The organism is Rhizobium sp. BR 315 (genome assembly GCF_050577975.1).
In the GTDB taxonomy this organism is placed as follows: Bacteria; Pseudomonadota; Alphaproteobacteria; order Rhizobiales; family Rhizobiaceae; genus Rhizobium; species Rhizobium miluonense.
This window is the reverse complement of the sequence record NZ_JARWKZ010000010.1, coordinates 55,772-69,228: the sequence shown is the minus strand read 5'-3', so window position 1 is coordinate 69,228 and position 13,457 is coordinate 55,772. Positions and strand designations below refer to the sequence as shown.

Below are 13,457 nucleotides of genomic sequence, written 5' to 3'. Positions count from 1 at the left end.
AGCAACTGCCTAGGCTATTGCGATCGTAGTTGGCAACCACGAGCACGATCATCCCCTCTCCCCGCAAGCGGGGAGAGGGCTAGGGTGAGGGGCACTTCTTGCTCCAAACCCAATTGCCGACATCGACAGAGAGCTTGACATGACCTTATCCAACGCGACCACTGTCCCTCCCGCAGAAATGCGCAAGCGGCCGCTTGTCGTCATGGAGCAGGTCTCCAAGGTCTTCTCCAATGGCACGCTGGCGCTTTCCGGCATGTCGCTCGATGTGGAGAGCGGCGAGTTCATCAGCTTGCTTGGCCCTTCCGGCTGCGGCAAGTCGACGGCCTTGCGCATCATCGCCGGCCTTGGCGGTGCTTCGAGCGGCAGGATCGACTGGCCGAGTTCGCGCATCAACGCCAAGGGTCTGCCGGAAGGCGATATCAGCTTCGTCTTCCAGGAGCCGACGCTGCTTCCCTGGAAGACAGTTTTCGGCAACGTCCATCTGCCGCTGAAATTGCGAGGAGTGTCGAAGGTCGAAGCTTACGAGCAGATCATGGAGACACTGGCAACAGTCGGCCTCAGAGATTTCGCCGAAGCCTATCCGCGCGAATTGTCCGGCGGCATGAAGATGCGGGTTTCGATCGCCCGCGCGCTGGTAACGAAACCGAAGTTGCTGCTGATGGACGAACCCTTTGCCGCGCTTGACGAAATCACCCGCCAGAAGCTCAATGACGACGTCCTGCGCCTCTGGCAGACGACGGGCATCACGGTCATCTTCGTCACGCACTCCGTCTACGAATCCGCCTATCTCTCCAACCGTATCGTCGTCATGAAGGCGCGGCCGGGCCGGGTTCATACCGACTTTCCTTTGGAAACCAGCGGCGAGCGCGACCCCCTTTACCGCTCATCGGAAGAATATCGGCAGGTCTGCGAGCAGGTATCTCGTTCGCTGATCGAGGCCATTGGCTGGCGGGAGGCGCATTGATGAGCGACAGCACCAGCCTGCCCGTCAAGCTTTCCGTTGAATCCGCCGATGTGCCCGCTGCCGCAGCCAGCAGGAAACGCAGTCAGGAACGCCTGCTCGGCATATCTGTGCCGATCCTGACCGTCATCGCGCTTCTCATCCTCTGGCAGCTTCTCGTCGTCGGAGCCGACATTCCGCAATATATCCTGCCGAGCCCGATCGCCGTCGCCAAGGCGCTGGTTTCCGATTGGGGCATCCTTTGGCCGGCTCTGTGGGTGACGACCGAAATCACCTTCATATCGCTGATCCTGGCGCTGATCGGCGGCGTCGGTTTCGCGATCTTCCTCGTGCAGTCCCGTTGGATCGAGCTGGCTTTCTATCCGCTGGCCGTCATCCTCCAGGTGACGCCGATCGTCGCGATCGCACCGTTGATCCTGATCTACGCGCCGACGCGCGAGGCGGCGCTCTTGATCTGCGGCTTTCTCGTCGCCTTCTTTCCGATCCTCTCCAACATGGTGCAGGGCTTGAAGAGCGTCGACCACAATCTGCTCGACCTCTTCGACCTTTATGGCGCCTCGCGCTGGCAGGCATTGCTGCATCTGAAGCTGCCGGCCGCCCAACCCTATTTCATGACTGGGCTGAGGATCGGCGGCGGCCTGTCGCTGATCGCATCGGTCGTCGCCGAATTCGCTGCCGGCTCCGGCGGCCCCAATTCCGGCCTCGCCTTCCGGCTGCTGGAGGCGCAATACCGCCAGAACATGCCGCGCCTGTTCGCCGCCCTGCTGCTGCTCTCGGCACTCGGCGTTGCCATCTTCGCCCTCACCTCCTTCATCTCATGGCTGAGCCTGCATCGCTGGCATGAAAGCAGCCTCAAGCGGGAGAACTGATGTCCTACTCCTTCATGTCCCCGCCGAACGCCGCGCGCTTCGTGCTGAGCAACGCCACCATTCCCGGCGTGACCGTGGCCGGCTTCACCGGCCCGTCAAGCGAGGGCCTTATGAAGGCCGACATCGTCGTTGCGGATGGCCTCATCAAGGATATCCTGCCGGCGGGCAGCGCGCCGGCGGAATTCGCCAAGGCCGACATGAGGGACGGCATGGTCTGGCCGACTTTCGTCGACATGCACACCCATCTCGACAAGGGCCATATCTGGCAGCGCCGAGCCAATCCGGATGGCAGCTTCATGGGCGCTCTCGACGCCGTGCGAGCCGATCGCGAGGCCAACTGGTCGGCTGACGATGTCAGGAAGCGCATGGAATTTTCGTTGCGCTCTGCCTACGCCCACGGCACCAGCCTCATCCGCACCCATCTCGATTCGCTGGCGCCGCAGCACCGCATTTCTTTCGAGGTGTTCTCGGCGGTGCGCGAAGCCTGGAAAGACAAGATCGCGCTGCAGGCCGTCGCCCTCTTTCCGCTGGATGCCATGGCCGAGGACGCCTTCTTCGCCGACCTCCTCATGGTGATCCGCGACGCCGGCGGCCTGATCGGTGGTGTCACGCAGATGAACCCCGATGTCGACCGTCAGCTCGACAAGCTGATCCGCGCCGCGTCGGACAACGGCCTGGACATCGACCTGCATGTCGACGAGACAGAGGACAGACAGGTTCTCACGCTGAAGGCGATTGCCGAGGCAGTTCTGCGCAACGGCTTCACTGGCAAGGTCACCGCAGGCCATTGCTGCTCTCTTGCGCGTCAGGACGAGGATGCCGCCGCTGCCACCATCGATCTCGTCGCCAGGGCGGGGATTTCGGTCGTCTCGCTGCCGATGTGCAATATGTACCTGCAGGACCGCCATCCAGGCCGCACGCCGCGCTGGCGTGGCGTCACCCTCCTGCATGAGCTTGCCGCCGCCGGCGTGCCGACCGCTGTCGCCTCCGACAATACCCGCGACCCCTTCTATGCCTATGGCGATCTCGACCCCGTCGAAGTGTTCCGCGAGGCCGTACGTATCCTGCATCTTGATCACCCGCTGGATACGGCCGCAAGGGTCGTCACCACCTCTCCCGCCGACATTCTCGGCTGCCCGGATATGGGGCGTATAGCGGTCGGCAACCCGGCCGATCTCGTGCTTTTCAGCGCCCGGCGCTGGAGCGAATTCCTTTCCCGTCCGCAGTCCGACCGCGTCGTCCTTCGCAAGGGCAAGGTGATCGACCGCAGCCTGCCGGACTATCGTGAACTCGACAGCGTCATTGGAGCCTGACATGCCGGATTACCAGCGCATCAAGAAAGAACTCGAAGGTATCGCCGTCGAAGATAATCCAGCACTCGTGCGCCAGAAGAGCCGGGACTTCTACTGGTACTCGCCAATCCTGAAAGCCCAGCTCGACAATGTCACCGCCGATCTCGTCGTCACCCCAAAGACCGAGGAAGAGGTGATCCGCACGCTGAAGGTCGCCTATGCGCATGACGTTCCCGTCACGCCACGCGGCGCCGGCACCGGCAATTACGGTCAGGCGATGCCGCTCTCCGGCGGCATCGTGCTCAACCTTGCCGCCATGAACAAGATCAAGGAGATCCATCCGGGCCGCGTCATCTGCGAACCTGGTATCGTCATTGCCGAACTCGACCGCCAGACCAAAGCACATTCAGGCCAGGAACTGCGCTTCCATCCCTCGACCGCGCAGACGGCAACGATCGGCGGCTTCATCGCCGGCGGCTCGGGCGGTGTCGGCTCGATTACCTGGGGCGGCTTGCGCGATCTCGGCAATATCCTACGCCTGCGCGTCGTGACGATGGAAGCAGAACCCCGCATTCTCGATCTCACCGGATGGGACCTGACCAAGGTCAGCCATGCTTATGGCACCAACGGCATCATCACCGAAATCGAACTGCCGCTGGCGCCGGCCTATGACTGGGTCGACGTGCTGGTTGGCTACGATGATTTCATGGATGCCGTGCGCTTCTCCGATGCGCTCGCCAAGTGTAACGGCATTCTGGTCAAGGAAATCGCCCCGATCGCCGCCCCCATTCCGTACGAATATTTCACCCGCCACAGGCCCTATATCCGCCAGGGGCAGTCGATCGTGGCGCTGATGATCGCGCCGCATTCGATGGCCCCCTTCGTCGCCTTTACCATGCAGCAGAAGGGTGAAATCACCTTCCGCTCCGATAAGGTGGAGAGCATGAAGGGCATCCCGCACGCCTATGAACTCGCCTGGAACCACACGACGCTGCGCGCCCTCAAAGTCGATCCGTCCATCACCTATCTGCAGGTGCAGTATCCGGGTCCGGACCATGTCGCCAAGGTCCAGAAGATGGTGGAAATCTTCGGAGACGAGGTGCCCGGCCATCTCGAATTCATCAAATTCGACGGGCAGATTCAATGTTCGGGCCTGCCGCTGGTGCGCTATACCTCCGAGGCGCGGCTTGAAGAGATCATCAAGATCCATCAGGACCATGGCTGCCCGATCTTCAATCCGCATCGCTATACGCTCGAGGAAGGCGGCATGAAGCAGACCGATGCGATCCAGCTTGCCTTCAAGAAGGAGACCGATCCGAAGGGCCTGCTCAATCCCGGCAAGATGATCGCCTGGGACGACCCGAATTTCGATTTCAAATCCGGCAAGAACTACCTCTTCCCCGGCCTTGCGGCGCTGATGGAGGCTTCATGAAGGTTCTCCTCCTTCATTCTCATCCAGTCGAGGAAAGTTACGGCGCAGCATTGCACCGGCAAACCATTGAGAGCCTGAAGAGCGCCGGCCACGAGGTCGATGATTGCAATCTTTACGCGGAAGGCTTCGATCCCGTGCTCTCACGTCGCGATCGCATGATCTACCACGACTATCCCGACAATACCGAGGCGGTCAAATTCTATGTCGAAAGGCTTGAGCGCACCGAGGCGCTGGTGATCGTCACCCCGGTCTGGAACTTCGGCTTTCCGGCCATCCTCAAAGGCTATTTCGACCGCGTCTGGCTTCCGGGCGTCTCCTTCGAACTCGTCGATGGCAAGGTGCGCTCAAAGCTGCAGCATATCCGCAAGCTCGGCGCGGTATTGACCTATGGCGCCGACCCATTCCGTGCCTTCATTGCCGGCAACCCGCCGAAGAAGATCGTCAAACGCGTGCTGCGCGCGCAGATCAAGCCTTTCGCCCCGGTCGTCTTCCTCGCCCATTACGACATGAACCGCTCGACTGACGAGACCAGAGGGCGGTTTCTTGAGAAGGTGCGCCAGGAAATGCTGCGTTTCTAAAGCCTCGCTTAAGCGGCAACTGCTGCCATTTCCGAAAATTATTCGGCCACTTCAAGATCGATGGTGTCGTGAGCAGTCCTCGAGGAAAATCCGGATTCCTTTACAACCATGGAAGTGGGCAAGAGCCGCCGAAGGCCTCAGCAGCATAAGGCGCTAGGCCAAACGATGGATTTCCATCATTAACGCGACGATATCGGCCTGTTCTACGCCATAATGGTCGGTTGGTGGACGGATGATCGGCATGTCATTGCCATATGCCACCGGAATGCTTGTCATCGCCGCGCATCTCGGCTGGCAAACCAGGCGCCTCGATCTTAGCTCCGGCGCACCCTGCACTTGGTCTAAGATAACGGTATCTGACGAATGAAGCCGACTGGGTCCGCCTTCGCTGACGGTAAGGTCGTGTCGTCATCTAGGGTAAAATAGGGGCGATCTGCCTGAAGTAGGGTTCAAGCCAACGTCGTCTTGCCCCAGTGACGGGGCTGTTCACGAGTACGACTGGTGTATTGTCCAAGGCAACCCGAATTCGCTCGGCTACACCTCTTGGGTAAAGCAGGTCAAGAGGGACTTTCGGCTTTCAATCTTATTTTCCTACTGAGCGTTACGAAATTCCGATATCGCCGGTGCGCTCGACTCGGAATTTATGTGCGTCCAGTTCGGATTTCAATTTCGTCCGATTCGGAATTTATAGTCGTCTGTTTCAGAGTCTGGTCACAGCCGGAGATCAGAACCAGTTCAACGAACGACAGATATCATAGGCAATCGCGAGCCACGCAACGATAATTGCCGCAAACATGATGAGCGCAACCCTCATATTTCCATGAGGTTCTTTGAAATCCGCGACGATGCCTCTTGTATCGGTGGAGCTTACTTTTCTCGCGGGCCAGCCCACCCTGGTTAGCACTCTTCTAAGCAAGCTGGATCTCTTGACGTTTCTCTGTGTCAGCGCGGGATCAGGTAAATGTATCGATCGGTAGCATTGGAAGGACGAGAGCTTGCTAGCAGTGACCATGCGTGTCACTGACAAGCCCGTACAAATGCACTCTTGAAAGCATCGGGAACTCGGCCTCTAAAACCGAAAGAAGAGCAGCTTGCGCTGCCTTTATGAGAGACGCCACCTGCGGTGTATCGAGCTCACTGGCGACACCATCCGCATACTGCATCATTCTGACAAGCGCCAAGATCTCGCCCTGACGTTCCTGTTCTTCAAAATCGGTCACTCTTAGAAGCTCCACCAAATGATTTGATAAGGGGAGATTGGCACATTTCGACCGATGAGATGCGTTGCAAAAGCGTTGCACACGCAACACATGCATTAAAGATCAACTACATACGGTAAAATTGCGGGAAGAGCTTGCGCCACAGGGGCGTCGCATTGAAAGACCAGTCCACCGTGCGTGCCTGCGACGGCGCATCGGCAATTGCGCGCATAAGCTCGATTGCATCCTGACGCTTCTGGTCAGTCCACGCTTTTGCCACGAGTGCCCTCACCCGTCCTGTGTCCATATCGGCGGCTTCGGCAACACGCCTCCACGTCCGATCTTTGAAAAACACACGCCGGGCTGCCCGGGAGAGCCGCAAGGCCTCTCCCTTGTCGATAATAGCTTGGCCAATCGCAGCCTCGATTGTCGCATCGGCATTGACCAACGGCACCGACAAGGCAGGATAGCCGAGTTCCGCCGGGCCATGGAGGAGAGCGACGTCGGCATCCTCCTCACGGCGCCCGGACGCATAGTCTTCGAAGATCCGGCCGACGCCGACCATGCCGTAAACCTGGCACTCTACGGCGCGGAGCGCTCCCATACTGGCTGCACCAAACACGGGAACACCTCGGGATAAGGCAAAGAGCAGCTCCTTATGCCAGACCGGCGCGACGAACTCGAACTGACCGTCGACAAGGCCGATGGCGGTCGCACCATCCTCGAGGGCTCTCACAACGTCGCCCTGGCATGCCGGCGGTCGTATGACCATCGTGCTGTCTGCGAACGCTTTGGCATCGGGCAGGCTTGGTCCCACGAAGATCACTTTCATAGGAAACCCTTTGACAGTGCGCGGCTGCCGAACCGAATTCGGCGTCCCCCCTCCGGATGTTCGAGCTGTGGCGCGAAGACTTTTGCAACCGATGCCGGCAACCATTCGGGTGCGAGCTCGATTGCATAAAGCCGGTCGATACCGTGCCTCAACAGGGCCTCGACAACCTGGTCGAGCGCATCTTGCGTGGATTTGGCCGCCATCGTCGGCAGTTCGCTCAGGTTCGTAGCGCATCGAACCCGGAACGACTGCAAGTGGGCGGGGTCGGCGCGGCGTGAAAACAGCTCCGGCACAAGATCATCCCTGGCCCCGGCTATGAAGGTCATCCGGGACTGCACGGCCTCGGAAATTGCTCGGGCCGCGGCCACATTGGGGGACAAGGAGGCTCCTGCTCCCATGGTCAGGTCGACATACCTTAGCGAGCCGCCATCGCCTTTCGGCCGCAGTAATGCAACGACGGAGGCGATGGATAGATCACTCGTGACATCGAAAAGCGCGAGATCGAAGTCGGCTGCGAAAATCTTCTCCAGCATCTCGCGAATATCGTCGTCTTCGATGCTGTGCGGGTCTATCCGGCGTGCATAACGACGCACCGGGCCGCCAACATCCCAAAGGACGCAAGCATCCCGCTCTATCCGCTCCAGCAACCCATGCAGGACTGCCTCGTGCCAAGTGTTCCCTGACGCCAATCCGTCCGATGATACCCAAAAGCGAGGACTGACATTCGTTCGGTCAAGATGAACGGTGTCGAAAGGTATGAACGTAACGGCGTTGCTGGCCAGATCCTGAGCCTGAGCCCATCTGATCTGTTCACTGGCCTCTACCGGCTGCGCCCCGGTTGCCAGCAGCACATCCAAACAATCCATCGCATGACCGCTTGCGGCAAGATCATCTCGACTTGCCACAAGCGCTGAACAAGATGGTTGGGTCGCGACCGATCGCTCAATCGCTTCCATCACCGCCGATGTCTTTGCCGAGACATCGTCCAGACCTTTGCCCTGAGCGATAACGATCGCCTTGGAATTCGGAGCGTAGGCACACCAAACGGGAATGCCTATTCGATCGAGCTCGGTCTGGCGGCCAACGCGTGTTATACCAAGCCGCGCCAAATGGGGCGAAACCCTCGAAAAGGTTTCGCCAGGAGGGCACGCTCTAAAATTGTCTGACACCGGTCAACGAACGCCTAGCCCTCGTAGAGGCCTGACGCCGCAGAACCTGCTGAACTCAGCGCCACAGCGAAATCGACATCTTTCGCGACTTTGACCCCTTTCGCCCGCCAGGATTCCGCCGTCGCCAGCTCGCCCGACAGCGGCTGCGTGTATCGAACAACAGTCCCCTGCTCAAGGTCAGCCAACCAAAGACCCTCTTCACCATCAATCCCAATCAGCACCGCACCTGCCACAATCTCTTCCTTTCAAAAACCGGCCTTCAGCAGACCTTCCCTATAATGCTCTGTCTGCCACTTTTCCTTGTTTGGAATCATCGACAGCCATGCATCAAGATCGAAATTCGGGTTGTCGCGCAAGGCGCGCAGCCGATGTGTCTTCGCCTTGGCAAGATTCCCCAGCATCGCCCAACTTGCCGCCGCAAGCCTGCTTGCTGGTCCCGGGTCTCTCATCTTGTCCAGATACGCCAATGCTTCGGTATACTCACCAAGGAAATAGCTGGCTCCTGCCGCAGTCCAATAATAGTAGTCTGGGGCGAGCGGATTGAGATCAAGAGCGGTTGAAACCTTCACCAATGCCGCTTTCGGATTGGCGCCATGGGTGAGACAGTCGGCGTGGCTACAGATCACATCCGCATAGTGCGGGCTAAGCGCCTCAGCATTCGACAAGGCCTCGAGGCTGCCGTCGATATTTCCGCGGTAGAGCCGGGCGACGCCAATTTCCTTGAAGCCTCCGGCGAACTGATTGTCATCGCGGATTGCATCCCCAGCCATTTTTTCCGCTTGATGCAACAGATCGCCATCGCCGCGGGCCGTCAGAACCCATTCCATCGTCAGCGTTCTCGCGATGCCCGCAAGTGCCGCCGCGAAACCCCGCTCGTGATCGAGAGCCTCCTTGAAATGCTTGCGCGCGCGGCGGACATTCTGAAGGCTCAACCGGGACAGGCATTGTACGCCCTCAAGATAGGCAAAATAGGCCTGAGGCTTGCAGCTAAAATCGGAAACTATGTGATGGAAGGCGCCAACACGCTCGATGATGGAGCTCTGGATCGCCGTGGCGATCGCGTTGCGATGCTCCGTTATGGCCGCGTTATCCAGCTGGACGCGCGTTGCCCAGACAATTTCGTCCCGCGGCATGAAAATCAGCTGCGCGAAAAGGCTGTCGCCCGTCCTCTTCGTATCGAGCGCGTAGACGACATTATGTTGCCTGAGAAGCCCGGCCTTGTCGTTTGAGGAGCGGATCTGCTCGGCGGTATAGGGAGCGACTACGGATACGCTTCGATCGACGCAAAGGCTGATCGTCAGGTCTTCGATGACCGCGTTTGCGACCGATCCGGCTCGCTCTGAATCCTCCAGCGTCTCAGGAGGAAGCAGGGCGATACGCGGCATCCGGTTGTCGGCGGCGATTGGAATCGTATCTTGAGCCGGATGGCTCGAATTCGGATCTTTCGTTTCGCCAATCAACTGGATGTAAGAGGTGATTTTCTCGCCAAGCGCTACCCTAACCTCATCATCGGTCTGGTCTCGGTCCAGCAGAAGTATCGCCGCTCGCTTCAATTCACCGCGATGTTGGGGCGAAGAGGGGTGGTTCAGTGTCTTGAAGAATTCGGCTCGCAGCTCCCCTGCGAACCTTGCCCGAACGTCGCGTACCCAGACAGCCACAGCTGCGGAGCCGCTGCCGTCCGCGGGTAGAAAATTCTTGGCGACGGCATCCGTGAGCGCGCTAAGCCTGGCAACGCCGGAGGTACTTTCGATAGTATCCAGGTCGCACCGTAATGCGTCGAAGTTCAAAGTGATGTTCGTCGCAACGCCGCCGATCAACGGCTTGGGAGATTTGGAGGTCGCGGTCGCCAACCGCAGCAGGGTCGACCTCAAATTGGCGCCAGCGGCCTGAAGATTACTGGACCAGAGAAAAGCCGCCAACTCCTTCCGCGGCATCGATCGTCGGCCATCGTAGAGATAGGCAAGCATGAGCAGCGCCTGTCTCGGCACGTTTACACGATCGCCCTTCTCATCATAAAGGGCGCAGCTGCCAAGTGTCGTTAAATGAAATGTCATCTTGCTAGGTCAGCGCTCGTTGTCAGGTTCGGATGATTGCACACAAGCGAGGATCTTCTCCCGCAACCGATTGTCCTCGATCCCCGATAAGGCTGTCCGCAGAACGGCCTTGTGATGCTTAGCAAGTCGAAAATCAGCCAGCGCTTCCTTAGAAGGAAAGGCGTCGTCCGATGTACTTTCGAAGAAAAATATGACCGGAATATCGAGGATTTCCGAAATACGTAGAAGACGACTAGCACCGACTCTTTCAGCACCGCATTCGCATTTCTCAAGATGTTGAGGGCTCATGCAAAGCTTTTCGGCCAATACATCCTGCGCAAGTGACAATTCCTTTCGGCGCAGTCGGATGCGTGATCCAACTTCAACATCGATCGCATCCGGCTTTTTGTCCATGAGGAAACCGCTAGAAGAGAAACTGCCTTCATGTTGGCAGGTTTCCCTCGAATTCACAATCTTCCAGCAAGCCACTCATAGTCAATTTTGCACTGTGTCTAGAGGTTTCCTAGCGCTATCTTGAGAAGATGGCAGGGCGCTCTTCACCGCTACAAACGGCATCGACGGCGTCTGTCTTACGACGCATTAGAAGAGTGAGGAGGGGAGAGGCCGGTGTCGCGTTTATGCGCGCTCGGTTTCCGGCTCGCCCAAGGTCAACGCGATACCCAGGCTGCCAGGCGTTTGCTGCGAAGACAGCTGAGGAAACAAGGGCTGGCGCCCAAATGGATCGTCACCAAAGGCTGCGCTATTACGGCGCGACCAAGCGTGATGTCATGCCGAAGGTCGAGCACCGCTCCCACACGGGCCTCGATAATCAGGCAGGGAATTCGCCCCCGCCGCTTCGAAAGCGAGAGCGGGCCGTGCAAGGGTGCATTGGGAAGCCGTGATCCAAGCCGTTGCATGATCTCAGACCACGGCGGCGCAAGTCACCAATCACGCGCTAACGCAACATCATTGCTCGGATTTCCACTACATCTTGCCAATGCTCTTCATGGCTTTGTCCAAATGCATCTTGCAATCGTCCATCTTTTTGGCCTTCATCGACTCCTTGGCCATCATCATTTCCTTGGACGCCATTGCCTTCTTTTCCTTCATCATCGGACCGGTCATGGCATCCACGTCGCTCTGTGCCTTCATCATGGAAGCATCATCGCACTTCATCATTGTGTTCGCCGCATGGACCGGCAATATGAAAGCGGACATCAGCAAGGCGGTCGCAATCGTAAATTTGAGCATATTCTCCTCCTCTTGATGGGCACAATTGCCCGCAGTCAGGCGTTTTCCAGACGCTTAAATTCCCGCGTACCACTCGTAGCCGCGGTCCTCCCAGAAACCGCCCTTGCCACCCCAAAGGCTGGCGAAGCTGTCTTTGATTTCAATGCGCATCAAATATTTTGCGTGTTTGTAGCCAAGATGGCGTTCGACTCTCAATCTGAGCGGCGCGCCGTGAGCCACGTCGAGATCTTTACCGTTGAGCTGATAGGCAAGGATTGTCTGCGGATGAAAGGCGTCGATCAGATCGACGCTCTCATAGTAGGTGCCGCTGCCGTCGATCGTCTGCTCGAGCTGGTCGGCACAGTAAAAGACCGCATAGCGAGCTCCCGGCCTCATGCCGGCACTCTGCAGGACAAGCCCGAGCGGTACGCCCATCCATTTGCCGATGGCGCTCCAACCTTCCACGCAGTCATGCCGGGTAATTTGCGTTCGCGATGGCAGCCTCTTCAGATCCGCCAACGAGAGCTCGACCGGGTGCTCCACCAAACCGTCGATCTTCAGCCGCCAATCTGCGAAACCAGTCTCCATCATCCGGGCATATTCTTCGCTGTCCGGCTGACTGGTTCCGTTCGATCTGAATGTAGGTGAGATGTCCGCTTCCGAAAACTCGCGGGCCAGCTTGTCCCTCGGGACCAAAAGTCGCTGGCTTTTCATTGTGAGCGTCTCTGCCATCTCCAGCACGGCTTGAACTTTGGCGTTTTGGGCGACCTCGTCGCAGCCGGTGAGGCTAATTGCGCCAAGTCCGGCAGCCGATCCGATCAAAAGACGGCGTCGCGTGATAGAGAACGTCATTTCCCGCCCCCTTCGCTTTCAATCCTGTAGCGGCCGGTAATCATCGAGCGCATGTTGTTCCAAAGACCGGAGAGGATAACCATGGTGACATGCACCAGAACGAAGAAAACGATCGACCAGGCGCAGATGAAGTGGATGGAGCGCGCCGACTGCCGGCCGCCAAAGAAATCAAGCAGGAAGGGGAAGCCAGCATCCATGCCGGGTGACATGGTCAGCCCAGTCGCAAGCATCAGCGGCAGCAGAATGAAGATAACAATCAGATAAGCGAGCTTCTGGAGAGCATTGTAGTGGCGTGCCTTTTCTCCTTTCGGGAAGCGCAGCCGTGCGTGATCGGCGATCTCCTGTTTGAGATGAGAGGGTGAGAGCTCGTCAGCGCTCGGCGCGAGATCACGCCGGAAATGGCCGCCCAGGAGGCCGTATAGCGTATAGATCGATCCATTGATCACGAAGAGCCAGGCAAAAAACAGGTGCCACCGACGGCCGGTCGCGAGATCCTGATAGCTCGGGATGGTCGCCCAGGAAGGAAAGCCGCGCTCGGTCACATCGCCGCCGACCCGCGAAAGGCCTAGAACGCCCGTTGTCGCGACGGAAAGGCTTCCGATGCGCAGGAAGCCACGCGTGCTGTCACCGTCCTGGACAGTCCCGATCGAAAGCCAGGATGGATCGGCATCGGCACCATACTGCCCCCAATACAGGGACGGATGCGCATTGAATATCTGTAGACCGCTCATCAGAAGCAGGCTTAGGCAAAGAACATTGAGCCAATGCGTAATGCGCGTCACCACCGAATGGCGGTTAATGAAGGTCGTCGTTGGGCTTGTCGGCGGCGGCGTTGTTTCCAGATGGTCCACGGTCGCCATGTTCGCTCCTCCCGAGCTGGCTACGGTACGGTCCTATCGGGTAATACGGGTGATAAAGTACTCTTGTTACAGGCGTCGCGAAATAATCTTCTACAGGCGGTCCCGGCCACATCGCCTAATAGCTTGAGAGATCTCGTCGAAGAATAGCTG

The 13,457-nt window shown here is 58.4% G+C and carries 14 protein-coding genes and 2 pseudogenes; 7 read left to right on the top strand and 9 right to left on the bottom strand.

The window, feature by feature from the left end:
* Nucleotides 1–139: 139 nt before the first annotated feature.
* The 6 genes and pseudogenes from QD409_RS13195 to QD409_RS13170 form a co-directional block, all read left to right on the top strand.
* The gene (locus tag QD409_RS13195) at nt 140–964 is read left to right on the top strand and encodes an ABC transporter ATP-binding protein (RefSeq protein ID WP_092852037.1); all 825 of its coding nucleotides are present in this window, start codon (nt 140–142) and stop codon (nt 962–964) included.
* Entirely contained in the window at nt 964–1,830 is an 867-nt protein-coding gene (locus tag QD409_RS13190) for an ABC transporter permease (RefSeq protein WP_092852035.1), read from the top strand. The genes QD409_RS13195 and QD409_RS13190 overlap by 1 nt, the downstream gene beginning before the upstream one ends.
* Nucleotides 1,830–3,143, top strand: a complete 1,314-nt coding sequence (locus tag QD409_RS13185; protein ID WP_092852033.1) for a cytosine deaminase — start codon at nt 1,830–1,832, stop codon at nt 3,141–3,143. Before QD409_RS13190 ends, QD409_RS13185 begins: the two co-directional genes overlap by 1 nt.
* A gap of 1 nt (nt 3,144) precedes the next feature.
* Nucleotides 3,145–4,554 carry an FAD-binding oxidoreductase gene (locus QD409_RS13180; RefSeq protein WP_092852031.1) on the top strand — a complete coding sequence of 470 codons (1,410 nt, stop codon included), beginning with the start codon at nt 3,145–3,147 and terminating at the stop codon, nt 4,552–4,554.
* Nucleotides 4,551–5,132: an NAD(P)H-dependent oxidoreductase gene (locus QD409_RS13175; RefSeq protein WP_092852029.1), complete on the top strand. Its 582-nt coding sequence runs from the start codon at nt 4,551–4,553 to the stop codon at nt 5,130–5,132. The genes QD409_RS13180 and QD409_RS13175 overlap by 4 nt, the downstream gene beginning before the upstream one ends.
* Nucleotides 5,133–5,346: 214 nt before the next feature.
* Nucleotides 5,347–5,451: pseudogene (locus QD409_RS13170) on the top strand (4-hydroxybenzoate octaprenyltransferase); the annotation flags it as partial.
* Nucleotides 5,452–6,130: 679 nt separating this feature from the next.
* Here QD409_RS13170 and QD409_RS13165 read toward each other — a convergent pair.
* The 6 genes from QD409_RS13165 to QD409_RS13140 all read right to left on the bottom strand — a co-directional run bounded on the left by QD409_RS13165 (nt 6,131) and on the right by QD409_RS13140 (nt 10,779).
* Nucleotides 6,131–6,352 carry a hypothetical protein gene (locus tag QD409_RS13165; protein WP_092854090.1) on the bottom strand — a complete coding sequence of 74 codons (222 nt, stop codon included), beginning with the start codon at nt 6,350–6,352 and terminating at the stop codon, nt 6,131–6,133.
* A gap of 106 nt (nt 6,353–6,458) precedes the next feature.
* Nucleotides 6,459–7,163: a TfuA-like protein gene (locus tag QD409_RS13160; protein WP_092854013.1), complete on the bottom strand. Its 705-nt coding sequence runs from the start codon at nt 7,161–7,163 to the stop codon at nt 6,459–6,461.
* Nucleotides 7,160–8,332, bottom strand: a complete 1,173-nt coding sequence (locus QD409_RS13155; RefSeq protein WP_092854014.1) for a YcaO-like family protein — start codon at nt 8,330–8,332, stop codon at nt 7,160–7,162. Before QD409_RS13155 ends, QD409_RS13160 begins: the two co-directional genes overlap by 4 nt.
* 14 nt (nt 8,333–8,346) lie before the next feature.
* A complete protein-coding gene (locus tag QD409_RS13150) occupies nt 8,347–8,565 on the bottom strand; it encodes a hypothetical protein (RefSeq protein ID WP_092854015.1) in 219 nt (72 codons plus the stop codon).
* A 12-nt stretch (nt 8,566–8,577) separates the two neighbouring features.
* Nucleotides 8,578–10,386 carry a hypothetical protein gene (locus tag QD409_RS13145; RefSeq protein WP_092854016.1) on the bottom strand — a complete coding sequence of 603 codons (1,809 nt, stop codon included), beginning with the start codon at nt 10,384–10,386 and terminating at the stop codon, nt 8,578–8,580.
* 9 nt (nt 10,387–10,395) lie between these two features.
* Nucleotides 10,396–10,779 carry a helix-turn-helix domain-containing protein gene (locus QD409_RS13140; protein ID WP_092854017.1) on the bottom strand — a complete coding sequence of 128 codons (384 nt, stop codon included), beginning with the start codon at nt 10,777–10,779 and terminating at the stop codon, nt 10,396–10,398.
* A gap of 243 nt (nt 10,780–11,022) precedes the next feature.
* Here QD409_RS13140 and QD409_RS13135 point away from each other — a divergent pair.
* A pseudogene (locus tag QD409_RS13135) lies at nt 11,023–11,246 on the top strand (DDE-type integrase/transposase/recombinase); the annotation flags it as partial.
* Between the two features lie 103 nt (nt 11,247–11,349).
* On the opposite strand, the gene QD409_RS13130 reads toward QD409_RS13135, so the two are convergent.
* From QD409_RS13130 to QD409_RS13120, 3 genes are read right to left on the bottom strand one after another with little or no spacing between them, the layout of a single operon-like run.
* Nucleotides 11,350–11,616: a hypothetical protein gene (locus tag QD409_RS13130; RefSeq protein ID WP_139115101.1), complete on the bottom strand. Its 267-nt coding sequence runs from the start codon at nt 11,614–11,616 to the stop codon at nt 11,350–11,352.
* A 54-nt stretch (nt 11,617–11,670) separates the two neighbouring features.
* Entirely contained in the window at nt 11,671–12,447 is a 777-nt protein-coding gene (locus QD409_RS13125; RefSeq protein WP_092854018.1) for a molybdopterin-dependent oxidoreductase, read from the bottom strand.
* The gene (locus QD409_RS13120) at nt 12,444–13,307 is read right to left on the bottom strand and encodes a cytochrome b/b6 domain-containing protein (RefSeq protein ID WP_092854019.1); all 864 of its coding nucleotides are present in this window, start codon (nt 13,305–13,307) and stop codon (nt 12,444–12,446) included. The genes QD409_RS13125 and QD409_RS13120 overlap by 4 nt, the downstream gene beginning before the upstream one ends.
* Nucleotides 13,308–13,457: the final 150 nt, after the last annotated feature.

Bases quoted from the DNA above. Each gene is read 5' to 3' on its own strand.
- QD409_RS13195 (WP_092852037.1), top strand. From the start codon at position 140: ATGACCTTATCCAACGCGACCACTGTCCCTCCCGCAGAAATGCGCAAG.
- QD409_RS13190 (WP_092852035.1), top strand. From the start codon at position 964: ATGAGCGACAGCACCAGCCTGCCCGTCAAGCTTTCCGTTGAATCCGCC.
- QD409_RS13185 (WP_092852033.1), top strand. From the start codon at position 1,830: ATGTCCTACTCCTTCATGTCCCCGCCGAACGCCGCGCGCTTCGTGCTG.
- QD409_RS13180 (WP_092852031.1), top strand. From the start codon at position 3,145: ATGCCGGATTACCAGCGCATCAAGAAAGAACTCGAAGGTATCGCCGTC.
- QD409_RS13175 (WP_092852029.1), top strand. From the start codon at position 4,551: ATGAAGGTTCTCCTCCTTCATTCTCATCCAGTCGAGGAAAGTTACGGC.
- QD409_RS13160 (WP_092854013.1), bottom strand. From the start codon at position 7,163: ATGAAAGTGATCTTCGTGGGACCAAGCCTGCCCGATGCCAAAGCGTTC.
- QD409_RS13145 (WP_092854016.1), bottom strand. From the start codon at position 10,386: ATGACATTTCATTTAACGACACTTGGCAGCTGCGCCCTTTATGATGAG.
- QD409_RS13140 (WP_092854017.1), bottom strand. From the start codon at position 10,779: ATGGACAAAAAGCCGGATGCGATCGATGTTGAAGTTGGATCACGCATC.
- QD409_RS13130 (WP_139115101.1), bottom strand. From the start codon at position 11,616: ATGCTCAAATTTACGATTGCGACCGCCTTGCTGATGTCCGCTTTCATA.
- QD409_RS13125 (WP_092854018.1), bottom strand. From the start codon at position 12,447: ATGACGTTCTCTATCACGCGACGCCGTCTTTTGATCGGATCGGCTGCC.
- QD409_RS13120 (WP_092854019.1), bottom strand. From the start codon at position 13,307: ATGGCGACCGTGGACCATCTGGAAACAACGCCGCCGCCGACAAGCCCA.